The organism is Pseudomonas weihenstephanensis, assembly GCF_016812185.1.
GTDB lineage: Bacteria > Pseudomonadota > Gammaproteobacteria > Pseudomonadales > Pseudomonadaceae > Aquipseudomonas > Aquipseudomonas weihenstephanensis.
In genome coordinates this window covers 66,365-87,093 of record NZ_JAAEBV010000005.1, presented here as the reverse complement: position 1 = coordinate 87,093, position 20,729 = coordinate 66,365, and the positions used below count along the sequence as shown (strand labels likewise).

The window sequence follows — 20,729 nt, the reverse complement described above, 5'->3', positions numbered from 1 at the left end:
GCAGGGGGGGCGCGGTCAACTGTTCAGAATTTTTGTGCCAACCGCGACCCTGATTAGAACTTATCTTTCCAGCTGCGCAAGCTGGCAAAGACGGCGCAGGGCGAGGCATTGTCCTGCTCGTTCCACTCGTCAGCTTTTTGTTTAACGGATGTTTCACTGACCCGTAAAAAGGGATTGGTGCGTAATTCCAGCGCCATTGTGGACGGCAAACTGATGCGACCTTCTGCGCGCCATCGGGTCACTTCATCGAGTCGCGCCTGGATGTCGGCGTTGTTTGGCTCGACCGCTTGTGCAAAGCGCAAATTGCTTAACGTGTACTCATGGGCGCAAAACACCGAGGTATTGGCAGGCAGCGCGGCCAGTCGGCTTAACGAGTGATGCATTTGTTCGGGGGAACCCTCGAACAGTCGGCCACAACCGGCGGCAAACAGCGTATCGCCACAAAACAGCAAGGGGGCGGCGGGCGCTGCCTGATAGTAGGCAATGTGACCGAGGGTATGGCCGGGTAGCAGGAAAACCTCGAACGTCAGGCCCAATACCTCGATGCAGTCGTGGTCGTTGAGCGCCTGCTGTCTCGCGGGGATGTTTTCGAGTGCAGGGCCCCAAACTTTGGCGCCTGTCAGGTTATGCAGGTGCTCAACGCCGCCGACATGATCAAAATGGTGGTGAGTGACCAGGATGTCGCTCAACGTCCAGTCCGGATGTCCATCAAGCCACGCCTGGACCGGTGCGGCATCACCCGGGTCGACCACGGCGCAGCGCTTGCTGGCATTGTCTTGTAACAACCAGATGTAGTTGTCGTTGAAGGCGGGCAGGGCGTCGATCTGTAGCATTGTGCAATTCCCAAGTGCGAAACAATGGCGCATCTTAGGGCCTGTAATGGGTGTAAGGCGAGTTGGAGGAGCAATGACCGATAAAGCATTGGCTCAGGCTGACCCTGAGTGGCTGGCGCTGATCCGTTCCGCGCGCGAATGGCTGTCCGGTCCTCACGGGCAGTTGTTGCTTGAGGATGAACAGCGAGTACTGGAAGAGGAGCTCGGTCGATTTTTTGGCGGTTACCTGGTGCATTACGGCCCAGGCGCCGACGCACCGCCCAGTGCCCCGCAGGTGCAACGCAATGTGCGCTTGGGTGCGCCCTTGCCGGGTGTCGAGATTTTTTGTGAAGAGCAAGCATGGCCTTTATGTGAGCACGCCGCCGATGTGGTGGTGTTGCAACACGGTCTGGATTTTTGCCTGTCGCCTCATGGCTTGCTACGCGAAGCCGCCAGCAGTGTGCGCCCCGGCGGGCACCTGTTGATCGTGGGAATCAACCCGTGGAGCACGTGGGGGCTGCGGCACGTTTTCGCCAAGGACGCGTTAAGCAAGGCGCGCTGCATTTCTGCCTCGCGCGTGGCGGACTGGCTGAATTTGCTGGGCTTTGCGCTGGAGAAACGCCGCTTCGGGTGCTATCGTCCGCCGCTCGATTCACCTGCCTGGCAACGCCGTTTGTCGGGCTGGGAGCGCAAGGCGGGTAGCTGGCAACTGGCCGGTGGCGGCTTCTACATATTAGTTGCACGCAAAATGGTGGTGGGTTTGCGGCCCGTCAATCCATTGCGCCGTGAACCCATGGGCAAACTGACTCCTTTGCCGATGGCCAAGGTCAATCGGCGTCACAGTGAACCCTAGTCCCTCTTGATTAACGAAAGGCTGGCGTGATCCGGTCTCTGGTGCTGTCCATCCATGATGGGCAGGCCACAACACCCTTTTCTGGATAGGTTGTAATGAGCGATAGCGTTGAAATGTTCACCGATGGTGCCTGCAAGGGCAATCCCGGCCCTGGCGGCTGGGGTGCCTTGCTGGTATGCCAGGGCGTCGAGAAAGAACTCTGGGGCGGCGAACCCAACACCACCAATAACCGCATGGAACTGATGGCTGCCATTCGTGGCCTTGAAGAGCTCAAGCGCCCGTGCGAAGTACTGTTGGTGACCGACTCCCAATACGTGATGAAAGGCATCACCGAATGGATGGTCAACTGGAAAAAACGCGGGTGGAAAACCGCCGCCAAAGAGCCGGTCAAAAATGCCGATCTGTGGAAATTGCTGGATGAACAAGTCAATCGGCATACCGTGAAATGGCAGTGGGTACGTGGGCACATTGGCCATTACGGCAACGAGCGCGCTGACCAGTTGGCCAATCGTGGCGTGGATGAAATGAGAGGTATCAAGCATGCGTAGTGTCGTACTCGATACCGAAACCACAGGTATGCCGGTCACCGATGGCCATCGGGTGATCGAGATCGGTTGTGTTGAGCTGATGGGCCGCCGTCTGACCGGACGGCATTTTCACGTGTACCTGCAACCGGATCGCGAAAGTGACGAGGGCGCGATCGGCGTTCACGGCATCACTAACGAATTTTTGGTGGGCAAGCCGCGTTTTGCTGAAGTGGCCGATGAGTTTTTTGAGTTCATCAAAGGCGCTCAGCTCATCATTCACAACGCTGCGTTCGACATCGGCTTTCTGAACAATGAGTTTGCCTTGATCGGGCAAACCGATCGCACTGACCTCACGCAGCACTGCACCATCCTCGATACGTTGATGATGGCCCGTGCGCGCCACCCTGGTCAGCGCAACAGCCTCGATGCCTTGTGCAAGCGTTATGGGGTCGATAACTCGGGACGTGAACTGCACGGCGCCTTGCTCGACTCCGAGATTCTGGCAGACGTTTACCTGACCATGACCGGCGGGCAGACCAGTCTGTCGTTGGCCGGCAACGCTTCAGATGGCAATGGTTCGGGTGAGGGTTCGGGTCAACAGGCGACGCAAATTCGTCGTTTGGCAGCGGACCGCCAGCCGGGTCGGATTATTCGCGCCAGTGAAAGCGACATGGCTGAGCATGCTGCTCGACTTGAAGCCATTGCAAAGTCAGCCGGAGCGCCATCGCTATGGACGCAACTGCTCGAAGCCAAAAGCCAGACCTTGCAATAACCCGAACCCTTGTGCGTTTGAATAAGGGCTCAAGGCCCTTCGCGCAGCATGCGGCAGCGTGGGCAGGCGGGTGTGCCAGAAACAAGGACTCTTTGATCTATGCATCTGGTTATTAATCCTCAAAATCCTGAAGTCTCGGTCCGGTTGGCTGATGAAGGTTTTGCACCGTATGTATGGTGTAACGATTTCAGCTTTGAAGTGCGTGCCTATGCGCAAGTAGAAGCGCAGCTGAACGTAGAGCACTGGCCATTGGCAATGGTCACGCCGTACCGCAAGTGTTATGGCATCGACCCGGATGAGTTCGCCAGCTATCGCGGTGCACCGGACAGCGCAGTTTTCATGGCGTACCTGGACAACCAGCCGGTGGGGCATGTGGTCGTCAGTACCAATTGGAACGGCTTCGCGCATGTGGATGAGCTAGCAGTGATCGCGGGCGCTCGTCGTCATGGCGTGGCCAAATCATTGTTAGACGTGGTGAAGTTTTGGAGCCACAAAAAAAAATTGCCGGGCATCATGCTTGAAACCCAAAACAACAATATCGGCGCCTGCCGCTTGTACGAACGTTGCGGTTATCAGGTAGGTGGGATTGATCATTTGCGCTATCGCGGGATTGACCCGCAGACCGCTGAAGTGGCGATCTTTTGGTACCTGCTGTTCGAAAACCGGACATAAATCCCAGCGCCGGTTCTTGCAGTAGCCACCGCTGGAGCGAGCGTACCACGCTCGCTCCTACAGTTTTTTCTTACGCTGGCACGACGGATTCAGGCTCGCGAATCAGGATCACGCCTGATTGCACCAGCTCGAACTCGGTATCAGAGTTTTTCTTAACGCGATCGCCAATAGCCAGCTTATAGGTGATGACTGGCTGACCGTCTGTCCCAGGTGTGGAATCTTGAAACTCATGCACCGAATAGACACGGCCTTCCGCGTCTCTTGCATGAAATTGTCCAACGAGAACTGCAGCCATTTGTAGAGAACCTCTGGAGATAAACACCCAATTTGCGGTTCTTGTAGACCGTTGATCAGCAGGGGAAGTTTAGCGCGGTGGAAAAAATAGTCTCGCTACTTTACAGGCTTGTTGGCCGATAGGGTGAATGGCGCTGCAAGAAAGGCGTCCGATCATCTATAACTAATCTTCCTACAGCTTGAGCCGCGGGGGTTTTCCATGAGTAAGGTCTACAGCGTTGCAGTGTTGGTCGGCAGTCTGAGAAAGGATTCTCTCAATCGAAAAGTGGCCCATGCCTTGGCGCAGTTGGCCCCCCCTCACTTGAAGCTGAACATTGTCGAGATCGGTGAGCTGGCGTTGTACAACGAAGACATTGACGTTACGCCACCTGCGGCGTCCTACACTGCGTTTCGTGATCAGGTTCGCCAGGCTGATGCGGTGCTGTTTGTCACGCCGGAGTACAACCGCTCGGTCCCAGGTGCGCTGAAAAATGCCATCGACGTAGGCTCTCGCCCTTACGGTCAAAGTGTGTTCAGTGGCAAACCGGGCGCTGTGATCAGTGTTTCGCCGGGTGCGATTGGCGGGTTTGGCGCTAATCATCATTTGCGCCAATCCCTGGTGTTTCTCAATGTGCCATGTATGCAACAACCTGAAGCTTACTTGGGTGGCGCAGGCAGTGCCTTCGATGAGGCTGGCCAGTTATCTGAGAAAACCCGACCGTTCTTGCAAGCGTTTATTGATGCTTACAGTCAGTGGGTGGAGACAGTTAAAGGTGTTTGATCGCGTCAGTGCTGTTCTTTAAAAACACCGCTTAGGCGGTGTTTTTTATATCGGTCAAAACAATGTCTATAAGGTTGGTCCACGGAGATGCATAAGTTACATGTATCTTGTTACGTATTGGGAGAGTGCACGGCGTGCACAAGCAGGGGGGTGAACTAATGTTGAGTGTTCAAGACGTTTGATTTCGAGAAAGGAAGCTCATGATTATGGCGAATCTACGCAGTACGTCATCCGTAATTAACGCAAGCACTCACGTACAAGACCCCATTGCCGAGTTAGAAGAACTGTTTATTGAAAAGACCCAAATGAGGCGAATACGAGCCGGACAATGCCCTGTCAGGCGCCCCGTTTTTTTACGTTTGAACGGAGTGGCGCATGGCCGTTTTGAAGTGGTTGAAGATCTGCCCGATGAATTAAAAGTGGGCCTGTTTGCACAGGCTAAAACCTACCCTGCATGGGTGCGTTACTCGTGTGACATTCCAGACGGTGCACCTGAGCGGGGTGAAACAGTTGGCTTGGGCATCAAGCTCTTCGGCGTTGAGGGTGAAAAATGCCTGGAGCCAGACGAATCGTCTCCTACCGTCGACTTCCTGCTTCAGAATCATCCGGTTTTTTTCGTTAATGATGCGCAGGACATGGCCTTGGCCTTCAGGGATTTCGCGGCCTGGATTGAGGCGCATGAAGACACCAAGGCAATCCTGGCCGCGATGCGCAAGGATGTGAAAAGCGTTTTGGAGAGTGAGTTGTGGAGCGTTATTCCTTTTCATTTTGGGTTGCAAAAATTTTGTAAATATAAAATTGAGCCTGAAGTGATCGCGTTAGGCCCTGAACCTGATTTTGATGCGCCCGGTTATTTGAAGGCCGATCTACATCAACGCCTGATGACGGCAGAGGTGCGTCTACGTTTTATGGTGCAACTGCAAGAAGATGATGACTGTATGCCGTTGGACACGGCGACTCATGAGTGGGATGAAGTAACGTCTGCGCCCGTTCATGTGGCCACTTTAATATTGCCGATACAGGACATCGATTCACGTAACCAGTCGGTGTATGGCGAAACCCTGGCATTCAATCCCTGGCGAACATTGAAAGAACATCAGCCGGTCGGCAGTCTTGCCGATGCCCGCAAAGTTATCTATCAAGCGTCTGCCACTGTGCGTCGTCATTACAATGGCAATGTGTTGGGTGAACCTCAAGTTGAACGCCCGGCGCAACTTAAGCCTTAAATAGATGAGCGAATGCATTTGCTTTTTTGTACACAGTCATCCCACATGGACGTGATGCTATGCACAGTAAAACACTCACACGGCAACAACTTAAAACAGTTGTGCGGGCCTCGATACATCCTGGTATTGGCATCGCACGCTTAGGTAACAGTCGCGACGAATACGTCATCAGCCCTGAAACCATAGCCCCGCAATGGGTCAGCGCTGGAAGTCGCCACGATGCAAACGGTGCCATTAAACGTCAGGCCGCGCGTTTTCGTATTTACGGCTACAACCTCGAGAACGAGGTGGTCGGTGAGCTGACGCTGGACGACGCTGACATTGAATGGCGCGCCCATGTGGTCAATCGAAAGGCTGAGTGGTTTGAGTTTGAAAAGGCGATGGACATAGAGGATGCCGCCCACACTCAACTTCGTTTACGCAATGCCGACAGGGTGGGCGCTGAGCGCGAAGCGCTGGTCATCGACGCGGGTGCCAGAGCCGTCTCGGGCAGAACGGTCAGCGGCCCTGCCCATGAGTTTACAGGCGGTACATTTTTGGGCATGCCGGTTTCGCTCGGTGAGTTGCGCACCGATGAGTCGGGGCGGCTGCTGGTGTTGGGCGGCTATGGCCACTCCGGATCTCCCACGGGTATGCCGATTTATGATCCCAATGTGAGTAATCACTTCGCCAATGCGGCCGGCTGGTTTGACGACACCTCTGACGGCCCGGTCTCGGCGTCGGTAAAAATCAATGGGGTTGTGATTCCCGTCGAATCCGCTTGGGTGGTGGTGGCCCAGCCGGACTTTTCGCCCAACACAGTCGGCTGGCGCACGCTTTATGACTTGATGACAGACACTTACCACGCCAATGGCTGGTTGGCACCGCCCGAGCGGCCTTCCTTCAGTCGCGATGTGCTACCGATTTTTCAGCGCCTGAGCGGCCTGCAATGGGTTAACAAAGGTTTCGCAACCCTGTTCGGGCAGGGCGCGCCCTTCGATTTTAATAACCCACTGTTATTGGCCAAACTGTCGCGCACCGACGAGACCTTCAGCCATCTGCGCCAAGCGGTGTTCAATGCGTTTCGTGGGGCAAACAACGCGGTGCATGAACCCAGAACCTGGCCCTGGTTGTACGGCGACACTTTTGGCGCTGATCAAGAGAGTGCGCACGATCACCTGGCCCCATCGCCTTATCGCAGCCAGTTGTTAAAACGATGGGTCAAAGGTGAATTCCATGCGGACTGGACACCGGACCATAAACCGCCCGCGCATCTGGATGATGTCAATTTGGCCGATCAACCCGCCATGCTGGATCAGGCCGCGCTGCACTTTTGCCTGGCGGATGCTTTCCATCCAGGAATTGAGCTGTCATGGCCCATGCGCCACATCTCTCTGTACCGCGCGCCTTTTCGTATTAAGGCCCTACCTGAAGACCAGCCATTGCCGGACTTCGGTCCCGTATTGGATCAACGCCTGGCATTGGCTGTCGACGGACCTTTGTATGCCCAACCTCCGGGTGGGCTTAGCCGGTGGATGGCATTGCCCTGGCAGGTGGATTCGGTGGGTTGTCGCTCAGGGTATGACGCCGATTACGATCCCTATCTGCCCACGTTTTGGCCAGCCGGTGTGCCTGATCAGGTGCTCAGTGAGGCGGACTATCACGTCTCAACCGACATGGCGCTACCCCGAGAGCAGCGCGTAGCTGCGTTTAACCGCCGGGTTTACTGGGGGCGTAAATTGCGCGGGAGCTTTATCGACCAGGCCACACAACTCGTCGGCGATATGGCGCGCGTGGGAGTGATTGAAGCACGGCCAGGCGTTGAGAATGACCCGGACTTGCCCGCGATCATGATGGTCGAAAGCGTGTCGGGTGGCCAAAGCCCTGTTGCGCCACCCGCGCCGGACCTGCGTAGGGGGGCAAAACGGTCCTTGTCCGATATCGAGCGGGCAGGGTGGGAGAGCCAGGAGCAATGCGAGGAGTTTCGCCGGATAGTCAGACGTGAAAACATTTGATGTCGCGATAGTCGGGGCGGGACCCGCAGGCGCTGTCGCGGCCAGGTGCCTGGCGTTATCGGGCCATCAGGTATTGCTGATTGATGACACCTCTCATGTGCTTAAAGTGGGTGAGAGTTTACCGGGGTCAGCCTATCCGCTGCTGTTTGAGCTGGGATTGTTACCTTGGCTGCACGCCAGTCAACCGCTGCCCTGCGTGGGCAATGTAGTGTCATGGGGCCAAGAGGCGCTCTATTGCCGGGACTTTATGCGCGAACCGTATGGAGCGGGTTGGCATCTCTGTCGCCAAGCGTTTGATGCAGCGTTGCGCAACGCCGCGGGTGATGCCGGTGTTACCGGGTGTACGCAGCGATTTGAGCAGGTGCAGCGCGCAGGGAACCGTTGGTTGCTGACATTGCGCGAGGAGCAGGTGGGCGCGCGCTGGGTGATAGATGCCAGTGGCCGCAGCGCGTGTGTGGCCCGGCGCCTGGGGGTCAAGCGCGAGCGAGATCAACGGCTGATTGCGCTTTACTCACGTACGCAACACGTTGCTGGTGATCAACGCACCTGTATCGAGGCGGTGAAAAACGGCTGGTGGTACAGCGCGGCGTTGCCCGGCGACCAACGGATTGCAGCCTTGCACCTCACACCGTGTGACGCACAAAAAGTACTTAAAGACCGTCATGGGTGGTTGGCGCAATGGGATAAAACGCGTTACATCCGGCGGCACAGCGGTTCAGGCGAGTGGTCGCCCCCTCACGCGTGCGAAGCAGGCGGTAGTTATTTACAGCAAGTAGCAGGTGAGCAGTGGCTGGCCGTCGGGGACGCAGCGCTGGCCTTTGACCCGTTGTCGTCCCAAGGCATTTTCAATGCGCTGTACAGCGCCATGCGTGGAGCGCAGACGGTTCAGGCGGCGTTGTCAGGCCAGCATGAATCGACGCAGCAATACACTGCGCAACTGTTGAGTATCAGGCGGGCGTATGTGCGCATGCTGGATATTCAGTACCGGCGTGAGCAACGCTGGGCGGATCAAGCGTTCTGGCAAGTTCGTCAACAATAAACAGAACCCGGCTGGCGACTGCGATGGGATTGGCCGCAGCCGTCAGCTGATAGCGCCTTAGCTGCTTTGCGGCATTTCACCTCGGGCCAGGCGGGTATTGATATCTGCAATGACCGTAGGCAGCTCGCGGAGGGTGTCGATCAGATAATGCGGGCGCGAGCCTTCGAACAAGGTGTGAATCCGGGTGCGTTCAGCGGCCAGGGTCACAGCGTCCAGTGCGGTGTATTGCTCGTAGGTCAGGCCCAGTGCGTTGCCGGAACACACCAGTGCTACCGTCCACATGCCCGCGCGGCGGCCTTCGAGAATGCCCGGCACCGTGTCGTCAATTTTGACGCAGGCGCCCACATCATCGATGCCCAGGGCAATGACGTTGGCCAGTGCCTGAGCAGGCCACGGACGACCGTTGGGGACGTCATCGGTGGCGACCACATGGTCGGCAACGTAACCATTGGTGGCTGCCAGCGCCACAACCTTGGCCATGACCTGCGCCGGATACCCCGAGCAGGAACCGATTTTCATGCCTTGGGCACGCAGTGTTGCAATGGCCTCAAGCGCGCCCGGAATCAATGCGGAATGTTCGGCGATTTTCTCGATTTGCAACGGCATGAAGCGCTTGTAAATGGCCGTGACGTCATCGTCAGACGGGGTGCGGCCGAATACCTTCTTATAGCGTTCGGCAATCTGCGGTTGGTCGCACAGGGTACGGATGTGATCCCACTTGCCCATCCCCATCGGGCCGCGTGCCTCCTCGATAGACACCTGCACATCAAATTCAGCGAAGGCTTCGACAAAGATTTGCGTGGGGGCAAAAGAGCCAAAATCGACCACAGTACCGGCCCAATCGAGGATGGCTGCTTGAAGCTTGCTTGGTTGGGTGTAGTTCATGTCTTTTGATCCTGTGTGAGCGGCCCGTGCCGCACGGCGAAATTTGGGTTTGTGACAGCCGTCCGGCTGTCAGATGTCCAGCACTTGCATTTCCTCCAGTACCTGCGCCACGGCATTAACCGCGGCCTGCATGTCGGCGTGATTAACATGACCGATACAGCCCACACGAAAGGTATCGACTTGAGTCAATTTGCCGGGGTACAGAATGAAACCCTTGGCCTTGACCCGCTCATAGAAATCCTTGAACTGATAACGCGGGTCTTTTGGGGCATGGAAGGTGACGATAATCGGCGCTTGAATGGCCGCTGGCACAAAGCTGCGAATGCCCAGGGTGGCCATGCCGTCGAGCAGGGTCTGGCAGTTCTTGGTGTAGCGCTGATGACGGGCTGGCAAACCGCCTTGTTCGTTGTATTGCGCCAGCGCCTCGTGCAGCGCTGCGACCACGTGAGTTGGCGGGGTAAAGCGCCATTGCCCGGTGTTGGCCATATAGGTGTGCTGGTCGTGCAGGTCCATGGCCAAGGAATGAGAGTTGCCCGCCGCGTGGGCCAATGCGTCTTTGCGCGCAAAGACAAAGCCCATGCCCGGTACGCCTTCCAGGCATTTGCCGGACGCTGCAATCAAGGCATCGAAGGGTGTTTTTTGTGCATCGATGGGCAGGGCACCGAATGAACTCATGGCGTCGATGATCAGGCGTTTGCCTTGTTTGGCTACAACTTCGGCAATTTCTGACAAGGGATTGAGAATCCCGGTGCTGGTTTCACAGTGAATCAGCGCCACATGGGTAATGCCCGGGTCGGCGTTGAGCAGGCGCTCCACGTCTGCGGCGGTCGTGGGCTGATCCTCGGCGGTTTCAAAGGTGCTGAAACGACGGCCCAGCACGTCGCAGATGTTGGCCAGGCGTTTGCCGTATGCGCCATTAATCAGCACCAACACATTGCCATCGCGTGGAACCAGAGTGCCGATTGCCGCTTCCACGGCGAACGTGCCGCTGCCTTGCAAAGGAACACAATGGTGACTGCTGGCGCCGTTGATAATGGCCAGCAGTTGTTCGCACAGGCTGGCCGTCAATCTGTTGAAGCTGTCATCCCATGAACCCCAATCCTGCAGCATGGCCTGGCGGGTGCGCAGCGAGGTGGTCAGTGGGCCTGGGGTCAGCAGGGTCGGCGCGGCAGAACTCATTCTGGTTTCCTCACAAGCTTTGGGATGGCTACTGAATACACGGCATAAATTGCAGTTTGAGTTGTTATCAATCAAATTGTTTGTTGTTATGCCAGCCATCAGTGAGGCTTATACATATGAATCTTTTCCAACTGCGTGCGTTTGATGCGGTGGCGCGCGAAGGCAGCTTCACCCGCGCCGCCGCACGGTTGTTTATCAGTCAGCCAGCGGTCACCGGCCATATCAAAGCGCTCGAAGATCACTACCAGATCACCCTGTTGCGGCGCACGGCGCGGCGTGTGGAGCTGACTGAAGAGGGCATTAAACTCGCCGCCATCACCCGCGCCATGTTCGGTTTGGTTGATGAAGCGCAGGTCATGCTGGAGGCCAATCGCCAGTTGCTCACCGGGCGCCTCGAAGTCGCCGCCGATGGCCCGCATCTGGTCATGCCAATGCTGGCGAACCTGCGCGAACGTTACCCCGGCATTACCGTGAATCTGCGTCTGGGCAATGCGCAGGAAACCCTCGCCGCTTTGCTCTCGGAGCACGTGGACGTGGCCGTGCTGACCGACGTTGAGCCGCGTAAGGGGTTAACGTTACGGCCGCTCAATCAATCGCGGGTATGCGCGTTGGTGCCGGCCGCCCATCCGTGGCAGGCGTTGACGGATGGCATCGAGATTGCGCAGTTGGACCAAGTGATCATGGTTTTGCGCGAGCCCACGTCCACCACTCGGCGTACGTTCGATCAGGCGTGCGCCAAGGCGGGGGTAAGCCCGCGTGTGTTGCTGGAGCTGGACAGCCGCGAAGCGGTGACCGAGGCCGTGGCTGCGCAGCTTGGCGTGGGAGTTGTGTCCTCAGTTGAAGTCAGCCAGGACCCGCGGGTTTGCGCCGTGCCCATCAACGGCACGGGGTTGGCCAATCGGCACATGATTGGCTGCATGGAACGCCGTGCCGAGTTGCGACTGATCAAGGCGCTTATGGCGCTGGCGCCACAGTCCAATGGGTAGACGCGAATTTTTTTGGTCGATTGAGACCTTCTTGCCGTATAAACTTGCGCCCATTCGATGGCCTTTGAGCCGCGACACACACGATTGAGAGAGTAAGAAATGGGCGCACAGTGGAAGGTTAAACACAAAGCGGACGCCGCCAATAGCCGCGGCAAGATTTTCGGCAAACTGGCGAAAGAACTAACCGTTGCTGCACGTAACGGCGCCGATCCGGACATGAACTCGCATTTGCGCCTGGTGTATGAACAAGCGAAGAAGGCCTCCATGCCAGCCGACACCATCAAGCGTGCCATTAACAAAGGTGCGGGTATCGGCACTGAGGCGGTGCAATATCACCGCGTCACGTACGAAGGTTTTGCCCCGCATCAGGTGGCGTTGATTGTTGAATGTCTGACCGACAATGTGAACCGTACCGTGGCTGAAATCCGCGTGGCATTTCGCAAGGGTCAACTGGGCACTTCCGGCTCGGTAACATGGGACTTTGACCATGTCGGCCTGATCGAAGCCAAGGCTGACACCCCGGACGCTGATCCTGAAATGGCGGCCATTGAAGCAGGCGCTCAGGATTTTGAAGAAGGCGACGAAGAAGGCACCACCTTGTTCATCACCGAACCTACCGACCTGGATGCCGTGCACAAAGCGCTGCCAGAACAGGGTTTCACCGTGCTGTCCGCCAAACTGGGTTATATCCCCAAAAACCCGGTCTCGGGCCTGACTGACGAGCAGATGGCTGAGGTGCAGGAATTTTTGGCCAAGCTCGAAGAGCAGGACGACGTACAAGACATGTTTGTGGCATTGGCCTAATCGGTATCTGTTGGCGATCAAGCCACGCGCATCTCAATCCTGTGGCCGCTGAGGCGTAACGCGAGGCGGCGACCGGGCGCGTAGCGGTCGTCGCCTTCGGCAACGGCAACGTGGATCGCGACAGGCTCAGCCCAGCGCGCGGCTGATGCCTGCAAAATCTGGCCGGGCCAGTACGTTCGGCTGGATGCAACGTTCGTGCAGTTGATGCCAGTCGCCGCGTTGGGCATCGCTCAAGCCTGAGTCGATGCGCGCCAGCAACTCCCCCAGCAAAATCCCGAACGCGCGCACTTCAATACGTTGCAGGGCGCGGGTGTGTGGGCTGTCGTCTGTGGCGTGAAAGCACGCGGCACCGAAGTCGCCCAGCAAACATTCGCCCTGTGCGTTGAACAAAATGTTGTGCGCGTACAAATCGCCATGACAGATCCCCTGCGCGTGTAAATGAGCTGCGGCCGAGGCAATGCCACGAGCAATACGTCGCGCGCTGTCAGCGGTGAAGCGGGTGCTGTCGGCGTACACGTCGCGGCTGCAACTGTCAAAACTGGGCAGGGCCGCCAGGTTGGTGAACGAGGGATCGATCAGTTCCATCACCAGTGCCGCTTGCGCCTCAGGGTGACCGACTACCCGGCCCAGCACCTTGATCAGATTCGGGTGCTGGCCTGCGGCGATGCAGGCGTTCATTTCGTGCAGCGGTGAGCCGTCGCTGGTGATGCTGCCTTTGTAGAGTTTGATTGCGACCGACCGCACCGGTTGCCCCGGTTCACGCCATTGCGCTTGATAAATTACCCCGGAGGCGCCTTCACCCAGTGGCTGCTCAAGGGTCAATTGCGACCAGTCAATGTTCGGTGTGTGGTCGTCTGCCTGCTGAGTGCGGGTTTCGTCGGCCAGCGGATTGCCCGAGTAGGCCAGCCAGCTCAGGCGGGGCATGGCCAGTAACCCGTCGGGCAGTTCAGCGAGCTGATTGGAGGCCAGGCGGATCAATTCCAGGCGCTCGCACCCGGCCAAGCTGCGCGGCAATTGTTGCAGGCGGTTACCGGCCAGCATCAGTTTTTGCAGCAAAGGACGCTGCCCCAGTTCGTCAGGCAATTGGCTGATGTGGTTATCCGTGAGGATCAGCCAGCGCAACAACGGTGGCAGCGCCGTACCCGGTACGTTCACGATCTGGTTGGCTTTGAAGCCGATCATGCTCAGGTTGGCACAACGCCCCAGGCACTCGGGCAGCGCGGTGAAGTGGTTGTCCGAGCAAAACAAAATGCGCAACCGGGTTAACCGAGGCAAATCGTCAGGCAGGCGGCTCAAGGCATTGCCGCTCAAGTTGAGGATTTCCAGCGAATCGGCCAGTTGGAAGATTTCGTCCGGGAACTCGGTCAGCCCGCAGGCCAGGTCCAGACGTTTGAGGCCTTTCAATTGACCGGCGCGCAGTTTAGCGAGGGTATCCATAAGCAGGCGGTGTGCACTCGTGTAAATCGATGAAAAGTGCCGCGCATGATAGCGATTAATCGTTTACAGGTTTCAGGCAATTTGCGCACACCCCGCGCCACGCAGTGCGTTGACCCTTCGGCTGAGTACGAAGTCCAGGTGCGGGTGACCGTGGAACGCGGTTGCCAGTTGATTGGCTCAACCCGCAACGCCGGGATCGAGCCTTTGGGTGTGCTTGATTTTGGGCGTATCTCACGTCTGGACAGTGGCTCCGGGCCATTGAATGCGGCGCTGCTCAATCAGCGTGTGCCGCGGGGGGGGGTGGGCCCGCACGACGGTGCTGGCGGGCGAATTGCCCCCGCCGCCTGCCGGCATGGAGGCCGTCGCCGATGCACAGTTGTATCTGGAACTGGTGGTTAACCAGATGAACACCCCGCGCGTGGTGCCGGTTGTACAACGCCAAGGGCAGCTGTTTGTGAGCGCCAGCGGATTGCAGGCGGTCGGCATTCGCTTGCCTGCCTCAGGCCCCTCAGAGGTGGGGCTGGACAGCGTGCCCGGTTTACACAGCGAGTACGACAGCCAAGCCCAGCGTCTATTGCTGCAAGTACCGCCCGATTGGCTGCCGGAACAACGGATCGGGGCGCGTTCGACCTACACGCGCACTGAGGCCTTGAGCAGCGCGGTGCTCAATGAACAAAACGGCGCGCGGGCCGTGGTGGGCTGGGACGGCCTGGTGTACCTGGAAGACCTGACGGCGCAGAACACGTTGCAGGTGATAGTGCCCGACGGCGCGCAGTGCAGAGCCTCATTCGCGTTACCGCCCCAAGGCGATCAAGTGCCCTTTATCGGGCCGGTGGTGTGCCAGTGAAACGCCTTGCGATGTGGCTCGCGCTGGGCGGCCTGTGCGGGTTGTCAGTCAGCGCACAGGCGGCGTGTAGTGTGGGCACCACGCCCCCCGCAGCGTTTGGTTTGGTGGGGTCGATGGCGGTGAAAAACACGCTGCAATCCACCTCCACGCTCAATTCGGGGCTAAGTTGCGTGGGCACCGGCATTACGCTGTTCGGCACCTCGATGTTCAAGGCCACCATCACCTCGGCCACCAGCGGCATGGTCGGGCCGACCGGCGATGTGATCGGGTATACGATTTACGCCACCCATGCCACCACCTACCCGATCAGCCGCGGGGCACCCGGCTTTGACTTCGCAAGTAACGGTTTGCTGTCGTTGTTGGGGCTGATTGGCAGTGCGTCGCCCAAATACATCCCGCTGTACCTCAGCACCATTACGGGGAGCAATGTGGCGGCGGGGGTGTACACCGAAACGCTGAATATTCAATGGGACTGGTACTACTGCCCCGGTATCGGCATCGGTGGCATTTGCATCGGGGCCAACGCTGGCAGCAAGTCGACGCCCTTGACCGTCACCCTGACGGTGGCCAATGACTGCACCATCTCCGCGCTCAACATCAGCTTTGGCAGTGCGCCGGTGATCAGCGCATTCACCCCGGTCACCAGCCAGACCATCAGCCTGTCTTGCACCAAGGGCAGTGCCTATACCGTGGGTTTGAGTGACGGTGCCCATGCGCTAAGTGTGGGTGGGCGACGGCAGATGATCTCGGGGAGCAATTTTTTGGCGTATGACATTTTCAAAAGTGCCGGCACCACCCGTTGGGGCAGTGTCGGCAGCGCCCGACGGGCAAGCTCGGATGCCGAGATCAACCCTGGCAACGGGTTGGGCGTCGGCAGTCAGGTGTTTAACTTCAACGCCAAAATCTACACCGATCAGGCCACCCCGCCCGCCGGGACTTATATCGACAACGTGGTCCTGGATGTCGGGTTTTAGCGCAGCTCCTTGACCATTGCCGAGAGGGTGCTCAACACGTCGTTGCCCAATTGCATCGAGCGTTGGCCATCCCAGCCGGTCCGCGGGTTTGGCGCGTCGTTGTTGTCCTTGAACGGCATCTCCAGGGTCAGCGACAAACAGTCGAAAAGCTCGCCGACACTGTTGCAGGCCAAGGTCATGTTGGCTTGGCCGGGTTCGTCGCGGGTATAGCCGTGGGTGGTCTGAAAGTCCCGGGTGCGAGCCTTCAGGTCGTCGCGAAAGCGTGCTTCCAGTGCGGCCAGGCGCGGCGTATAGCCAGGGTTGCCTTCACAACCCGCGGTGAACACATAAGGGATTTCTTCGTCGCCGTGGATATCCAGAAACAGGTCGACGCCGTGTTTTTTCATCTGCTCCAAGGCAAAGAACACCTCAGGGCTGACCTGCGAGCAGGGGTTTTGCCAGGCGCGGTTCAGGTCTTGACCGTTGGCATTGGTGCGCAAGTGGCCATGTAAGGCACCGTCCGGGTTCATGTTGGGGATCAGGTATAAGTCGGCGTAGTCCAACAACTTGCGCAACTGCGGGTCACTGCCTTGTTCCAGACGTTTGAAAATCCCTTCCATGAACCACTCGGCCATGTGCTCACCGGGATGTTGCTGCGCGATGATCCAGATCTTGTGTTTATTCGCAGTGCCAGTGCCAGTGCTAGTGCCAGTGCCAGTGCCCTTGCGCAACAGCTCAATATCGCGACCTTCGGCACTTTGGCCGACGGCCAGCACCTCGCAGCCCGACCACTGCTGCGCGTCCTTGATCAACCGGTCGTGGCGTTCGCGGCTGTAAGGTTCGAAATAGGCAAACCACACCTCGCGGTGCTCGGCGTCCAGGGTGATGTTGAGCGACGCACCGTCAAAGGTGGTGGGCACTCTGAACCAATGCTCGTGATCGTAGGACGCCACGGCGTTGTAGCCATCCCACGCCTTGTTGTAGGAAGACTGGCTGGCGTTGGTCAGGCAAAAGGTGTGGCTTTGCCCTGGGGTCAGACCGCTGGCCTTGAAATGAAACCACTGAAAGTGCTGACTTTTGGAATCGGGCTTGATGGCCAGTTTTACGTTCAGCGGGTTGCTGGCCTCCAGCACCTGAATATTGCCGCTGTCGAAGTCACTGCTGATGTGAAGTGAAGAGGGCGCCACAGTCATCGTCCAGATCCCTGAGTCTAAGAATTGTGGGCGTTACTGTACCGCGTCATGGCGTCGGGCCAATACGAAAATGTAGGTAAAAGCAGGCGAAAAAACAGGAGAAAAATACGAGGGGGGCGTCATCCTTGACGCGGCGCAATTCTAGTGTTTTTGCGATTGATTCTCAAGTGCTAAATTGCCATTACGGCTATAGTCTTGGACTTCAGGCTTTCTTCGGTCGATGTTCTTTTGCTATCATCGCCGGCATCGTAGCGGTCACCGAAAAAAACCGGCCGCACACCAGACTTCATTAGCCTGAAGCAAGCTGAGCCAGATAACTGGCCACAAAAAAAAGACCCGGCCAGAAGCCGGGTCAAATAACCGTGATTAGCCTGATGAGGAGATTATTCAAAGAACCGACCTAAGGTCCCTTGAATGATCGGCTGATCTCGCGACCAGCTGCATACAATAGTAATCATTATCATTTGCAAAGCAAGTGTTTTTCCGCGCATTTCGGAAATTTTTTTTCCATTCCTCGCTCCAAGGCTCTGTCCCGCTAGTCCAACAACAACTCAGTGGTGCGCTTGACTTCGCTCATGGCGATATTTGAGTGGGCTTCCTGTACGTGTGGCTTTTGCAGCAGGTGATCGCGCAAAAAACGCTCGTAGCTGTCGATGTCATGGGTCACGACCTTAAGCAGGTAATCCATATCGCCTGCCATGGTGTAGCACTCGATGACTTCCGGATAACCGGTGATCGCTTCTTCAAACTCGGTCAGATGGCGCCTGCCGTGGCCAGAAAGCCGCACATTGACGAACACCACCACGTTGAGTCCCAGTTTTTTCGGGTTGAGCAGGGCGACTTTGCGCTCGATCAAGCCTTCTTCCTGTAAGCGATGAATGCGCCGCCAGCAGGGCGATTGCGACAACTCAACGTGTTCGGCTACTTCAGCGGCAGACAGGTCAGCGTTGTGTTGCAGCAAGCGCAGGATCTTGCGGTCGATGGTGCTTAATTTAATCGGCATGAATTAATCTGATTTCTTATTTTTGTTGAATGTTTCATGCAGCCTAGCACTGCATTTCCTAAAAATAAGAAAGAAAAATCCTCTGGCAAACCTTCACTCTCTTACGACGGGTTACGCACCCGCAGGCCGGGTCGCGCAGTGACCCTCAGGTCTGGCGTCGCTCACTGACTAACAACAAGAGAGAAATGAAATGCCGATTTTTGCTCATCCCGAATTTGATCAGCATGAACAGGTCATGTTCTGCCACGACAAGGCCACGGGTCTCAAAGCCATCATTGCGGTGCACAACACACGTCTGGGCCCAGCCTTGGGCGGGTGTCGCATGTGGCCCTACGCCGATGAACAGCAGGCGTTGAATGATGTTTTGCGCTTGTCGCGCGGCATGACCTATAAATCTGCCTTGGCCGGGCTGCCCTTGGGCGGTGGCAAGGCGGTGATCATCGGCGACCCGCACAAAGGCAAGAGCGAGGCGTTGTTCCAGGCCATGGGCGGGTTTGTCGACAGCTTGGGCGGGCGTTATATCACGGCCGCCGACTCGGGCACTGGCGTGGCCGAAATGGCGCTGATGGGCCAGCGCACACGGCATGTGGTGGGTGCCGGTACGCGCGAGCAGTTGGGTGGCGGCACGCGCAGCGGCGATCCCTCGCCGGCAACGGCCCTTGGCGTCTTTATCGGCCTGCGCGAAGCGGTCGCGCAGCGTCTGGGTCGCTCAGACCTTAACGGCTTGCGTGTCGCCATTCAGGGGCTTGGGCAGGTGGGGTTTGATCTTGCCCGGCAACTCAAGGCCGCCGGTGCGCAGTTATGGGTACACGATATTCAGGACGCGAATGTACGCCGGGCCGTCGATGAATTGGGTGCCCATGCCGTGAGTGCGCAAGACATTTACGGGCTGGAGGTGGATGTGTTCTCGCCGTGTGCCATGGGGGCGGTGATCAACGATCACACCCTGCAACTGTTGCGTGCGCCGGTGATTGCCGGTGCAGCCAACAACCAGCTGGCCACCGCCGCCCATGCCGATGAATTGTGGCGCAGGGGGGTGTTGCACGCCCCCGACTATGCGATCAATGCGGGCGGCATCATTGACGTGTCTTACGAGTACCACGGCGGTACACCCGAGCAGGTCCGTCGGCACGTTGAAGGCATAGGCGAAACCTTGCGTCAGATCTTTGTGCGAGCCAAAGCTGAGGATCGCAATACCACCGCCGTTGCCGACAGCCTTGCTCAAGAGCGCCTTAACGGCTGATACGTGAGCAGGTCAGGCAAGGGCTGCTTGACCTGCAACGGCGGCACTCTCAATCAGGTCGCCGGGTGTCAGCCCCCGGCGACCTTGTGTGTGTCCACCGTGTTGTCGACCAGGTCTTTGGCCATCTCGATGAAATGCACCGCGCCAAGTGTGAGATCCCGTTGCGCGCCTTGTAGGCTTCCAGCGCATTCATGGGCGTAGGCCAGTGCATAGCGCAGCAACTCTGAGGCATGGACCATCGCTTCTTCCAAACTCAAACCTTCGCGCACAGTGAACACTTTGTGCTCAGTACTGCGCTGAGTTACAGATGGTTTCAAATAATAATCGAGTGCACGCTGCCTTGCGGCACTGTCTTTGAGCGCTTCTAGCTCTGCATCGGGTTCAGTCTTGAGCGGAATTTTTGTTATGGGAGTCATGATTTTCCTGCGTCTCTGAGATTAATCGAATCAGCCAATGCAGATTAGTACAATGAGTATTTATATCTAAAAGTTAAATAATACAATATGTGTATTGTTGCGGCTCAGGCATTCCGTATTGTTCGCCAGATGGATAAATGGATCGCTTTAGTCAGAACGAAATTGCGCGAGCTGAAACTCACGCAAGAAAAACTCGCCGAACGCGTCGGGGCTTCCCAGGGCGGTGTTGGTCATTGGCTTAACAAACGTCGTCAGCCCGACCTCGAAACGATGAACAAAGTGCTGCATGCCCTTGGGCTGGGGCACCTTGAAGTCGCGATCGTGGTACGTGAACGCAAGGCCAGTAACGATGACGTAAACACCGCCGAGCCGGTCTACGACATCACCTCGGCGTATCGCTACCCCGTCACTGACTGGGAAAGTGCCGGGCACATCAACGAGAAAGCCCGGCAGGGTTATCAGCCGTCCACGGTGTTTGAGATGAGCGATCACTACGCCAAAGGTGATGCCTATTGGCTGCAAGTGACAGGCGATGCGATGACGGCCCCGGTGGGCATCAGCATCCCCCAAGGCATGATGATCCTGATCGACCCGGACCTGGAAGCCGAACCCGGCAAGATGGTGGTTGTGCGCACGCCGGACAGTGAAGCCGCGACGTTTCGCCAGTTGATCGAAGAGAGTGGTCGGCGCTATCTCAAGCCGCTAAACCCGACGTATCCCAAAACCCTGCTCGATGAGCGCAGCCGTATTCTGGGTGTGGTGGTGCAGGCAACGACCAAGTTCTGATTGCCAGCCCTCCATGCATCCAGCTCAAAGGCGGACACCGGTGTCCGC

At 57.4% G+C, this 20,729-nt stretch carries 22 protein-coding genes and 1 pseudogene; 15 read left to right on the top strand and 8 right to left on the bottom strand.

Translation table 11 applies throughout. From position 1 onward, the window contains the following. Positions 1-53 precede the first annotated feature (53 nt). The gene (gloB, locus tag GYN01_RS16475; protein WP_048363605.1) at positions 54-833 is read right to left on the bottom strand and encodes a hydroxyacylglutathione hydrolase; all 780 of its coding nucleotides are present in this window, start codon (positions 831-833) and stop codon (positions 54-56) included. Positions 834-906: 73 nt separating this feature from the next. Between gloB and GYN01_RS16470 the strand changes: the two genes are divergently transcribed. The 4 genes from GYN01_RS16470 to GYN01_RS16455 all read left to right on the top strand — a co-directional run bounded on the left by GYN01_RS16470 (position 907) and on the right by GYN01_RS16455 (position 3,636). Continuing rightward, positions 907-1,665: a methyltransferase domain-containing protein gene (locus tag GYN01_RS16470; RefSeq protein WP_203307475.1), complete on the top strand. Its 759-nt coding sequence runs from the start codon at positions 907-909 to the stop codon at positions 1,663-1,665. 95 nt (positions 1,666-1,760) lie between these two features. Further along, entirely contained in the window at positions 1,761-2,213 is a 453-nt protein-coding gene (gene rnhA, locus GYN01_RS16465) for a ribonuclease HI (protein WP_048363607.1), read from the top strand. Next, positions 2,206-2,964, top strand: a complete 759-nt coding sequence (gene dnaQ, locus GYN01_RS16460; protein WP_203307474.1) for a DNA polymerase III subunit epsilon — start codon at positions 2,206-2,208, stop codon at positions 2,962-2,964. Before rnhA ends, dnaQ begins: the two co-directional genes overlap by 8 nt. A 99-nt stretch (positions 2,965-3,063) precedes the next feature. Beyond that, positions 3,064-3,636 (top strand): GNAT family N-acetyltransferase, encoded by a 573-nt coding sequence (locus tag GYN01_RS16455; protein WP_048363609.1) that lies wholly within the window; start codon positions 3,064-3,066, stop codon positions 3,634-3,636. Between the two features lie 70 nt (positions 3,637-3,706). On the opposite strand, the gene GYN01_RS16450 is transcribed toward GYN01_RS16455, so the two are convergent. Then, positions 3,707-3,931: a hypothetical protein gene (locus GYN01_RS16450; RefSeq protein ID WP_048363610.1), complete on the bottom strand. Its 225-nt coding sequence runs from the start codon at positions 3,929-3,931 to the stop codon at positions 3,707-3,709. Positions 3,932-4,129: 198 nt separating this feature from the next. Between GYN01_RS16450 and GYN01_RS16445 the strand changes: the two genes are divergently transcribed. From GYN01_RS16445 to GYN01_RS16430, 4 genes are all read left to right on the top strand, one after another. Further along, on the top strand, positions 4,130-4,690 hold the full coding sequence (locus GYN01_RS16445) for an NADPH-dependent FMN reductase (protein WP_048399732.1): 561 nt from the start codon (positions 4,130-4,132) through the stop codon (positions 4,688-4,690). Positions 4,691-4,896: 206 nt separating this feature from the next. Then, a complete protein-coding gene (locus tag GYN01_RS16440; protein ID WP_203307473.1) occupies positions 4,897-5,916 on the top strand; it encodes a catalase family protein in 1,020 nt (339 codons plus the stop codon). 59 nt (positions 5,917-5,975) lie between these two features. After that, entirely contained in the window at positions 5,976-7,910 is a 1,935-nt protein-coding gene (locus GYN01_RS16435) for a LodA/GoxA family CTQ-dependent oxidase (RefSeq protein ID WP_203307472.1), read from the top strand. Then, positions 7,897-8,949 (top strand): tryptophan 7-halogenase, encoded by a 1,053-nt coding sequence (locus GYN01_RS16430; RefSeq protein ID WP_053075992.1) that lies wholly within the window; start codon positions 7,897-7,899, stop codon positions 8,947-8,949. The genes GYN01_RS16435 and GYN01_RS16430 overlap by 14 nt, the downstream gene beginning before the upstream one ends. A gap of 57 nt (positions 8,950-9,006) precedes the next feature. Here GYN01_RS16430 and phnX read toward each other — a convergent pair whose 3' ends face one another. After that, a complete protein-coding gene (phnX, locus tag GYN01_RS16425; RefSeq protein WP_203307471.1) occupies positions 9,007-9,834 on the bottom strand; it encodes a phosphonoacetaldehyde hydrolase in 828 nt (275 codons plus the stop codon). Between the two features lie 69 nt (positions 9,835-9,903). Continuing rightward, complete coding sequence (locus GYN01_RS16420; protein ID WP_203307470.1) at positions 9,904-11,013, bottom strand: 2-aminoethylphosphonate--pyruvate transaminase; 1,110 nt, start codon at positions 11,011-11,013, stop codon at positions 9,904-9,906. 116 nt (positions 11,014-11,129) lie between these two features. On the opposite strand from GYN01_RS16420, the gene GYN01_RS16415 reads away from it, so the two are divergent. Both GYN01_RS16415 and GYN01_RS16410 read left to right on the top strand, forming a co-directional pair. Beyond that, positions 11,130-11,999: a LysR substrate-binding domain-containing protein gene (locus GYN01_RS16415; protein ID WP_203307469.1), complete on the top strand. Its 870-nt coding sequence runs from the start codon at positions 11,130-11,132 to the stop codon at positions 11,997-11,999. 99 nt (positions 12,000-12,098) lie between these two features. Then, entirely contained in the window at positions 12,099-12,803 is a 705-nt protein-coding gene (locus GYN01_RS16410) for a YebC/PmpR family DNA-binding transcriptional regulator (protein WP_048363617.1), read from the top strand. A gap of 126 nt (positions 12,804-12,929) precedes the next feature. Here the strand turns inward: GYN01_RS16410 and GYN01_RS16405 are convergent, their stop codons facing one another. Beyond that, the gene (locus GYN01_RS16405) at positions 12,930-14,240 is read right to left on the bottom strand and encodes a protein kinase (RefSeq protein ID WP_203307468.1); all 1,311 of its coding nucleotides are present in this window, start codon (positions 14,238-14,240) and stop codon (positions 12,930-12,932) included. A gap of 81 nt (positions 14,241-14,321) precedes the next feature. Between GYN01_RS16405 and GYN01_RS22340 the strand changes: the two are divergent. From GYN01_RS22340 to GYN01_RS16390, 3 genes and pseudogenes are all read left to right on the top strand, one after another. Next, positions 14,322-14,534, top strand: a pseudogene (locus GYN01_RS22340) (hypothetical protein); the annotation flags it as partial. After that, entirely contained in the window at positions 14,503-15,087 is a 585-nt protein-coding gene (locus GYN01_RS22335) for a FimD/PapC C-terminal domain-containing protein (RefSeq protein WP_338053177.1), read from the top strand. The pseudogene GYN01_RS22340 and the gene GYN01_RS22335, both read left to right, overlap by 32 nt. A gap of 11 nt (positions 15,088-15,098) precedes the next feature. After that, positions 15,099-16,061 carry a Csu type fimbrial protein gene (locus tag GYN01_RS16390; RefSeq protein WP_203307573.1) on the top strand — a complete coding sequence of 321 codons (963 nt, stop codon included), beginning with the start codon at positions 15,099-15,101 and terminating at the stop codon, positions 16,059-16,061. Here GYN01_RS16390 and GYN01_RS16385 read toward each other — a convergent pair. Together GYN01_RS16385 and GYN01_RS16380 are read right to left on the bottom strand one after the other, a co-directional pair. Beyond that, positions 16,058-17,233, bottom strand: a complete 1,176-nt coding sequence (locus GYN01_RS16385) for a M14 family metallopeptidase (protein ID WP_203307465.1) — start codon at positions 17,231-17,233, stop codon at positions 16,058-16,060. The genes GYN01_RS16390 and GYN01_RS16385 overlap by 4 nt on opposite strands. A gap of 535 nt (positions 17,234-17,768) precedes the next feature. Next, entirely contained in the window at positions 17,769-18,236 is a 468-nt protein-coding gene (locus GYN01_RS16380; protein ID WP_048363621.1) for an Lrp/AsnC family transcriptional regulator, read from the bottom strand. Positions 18,237-18,426: 190 nt separating this feature from the next. On the opposite strand from GYN01_RS16380, the gene GYN01_RS16375 reads away from it, so the two are divergent. After that, positions 18,427-19,479 (top strand): Glu/Leu/Phe/Val dehydrogenase dimerization domain-containing protein, encoded by a 1,053-nt coding sequence (locus GYN01_RS16375; protein ID WP_048363622.1) that lies wholly within the window; start codon positions 18,427-18,429, stop codon positions 19,477-19,479. A gap of 68 nt (positions 19,480-19,547) precedes the next feature. Here the strand turns inward: GYN01_RS16375 and GYN01_RS16370 are convergent, their stop codons facing one another. Further along, a complete protein-coding gene (locus tag GYN01_RS16370; protein ID WP_048363623.1) occupies positions 19,548-19,895 on the bottom strand; it encodes a DUF6124 family protein in 348 nt (115 codons plus the stop codon). Between the two features lie 129 nt (positions 19,896-20,024). Here GYN01_RS16370 and GYN01_RS16365 point away from each other — a divergent pair, with 129 nt between their 5' ends. Next, entirely contained in the window at positions 20,025-20,681 is a 657-nt protein-coding gene (locus GYN01_RS16365; protein ID WP_048363703.1) for a LexA family protein, read from the top strand. Positions 20,682-20,729 lie beyond the last annotated feature (48 nt).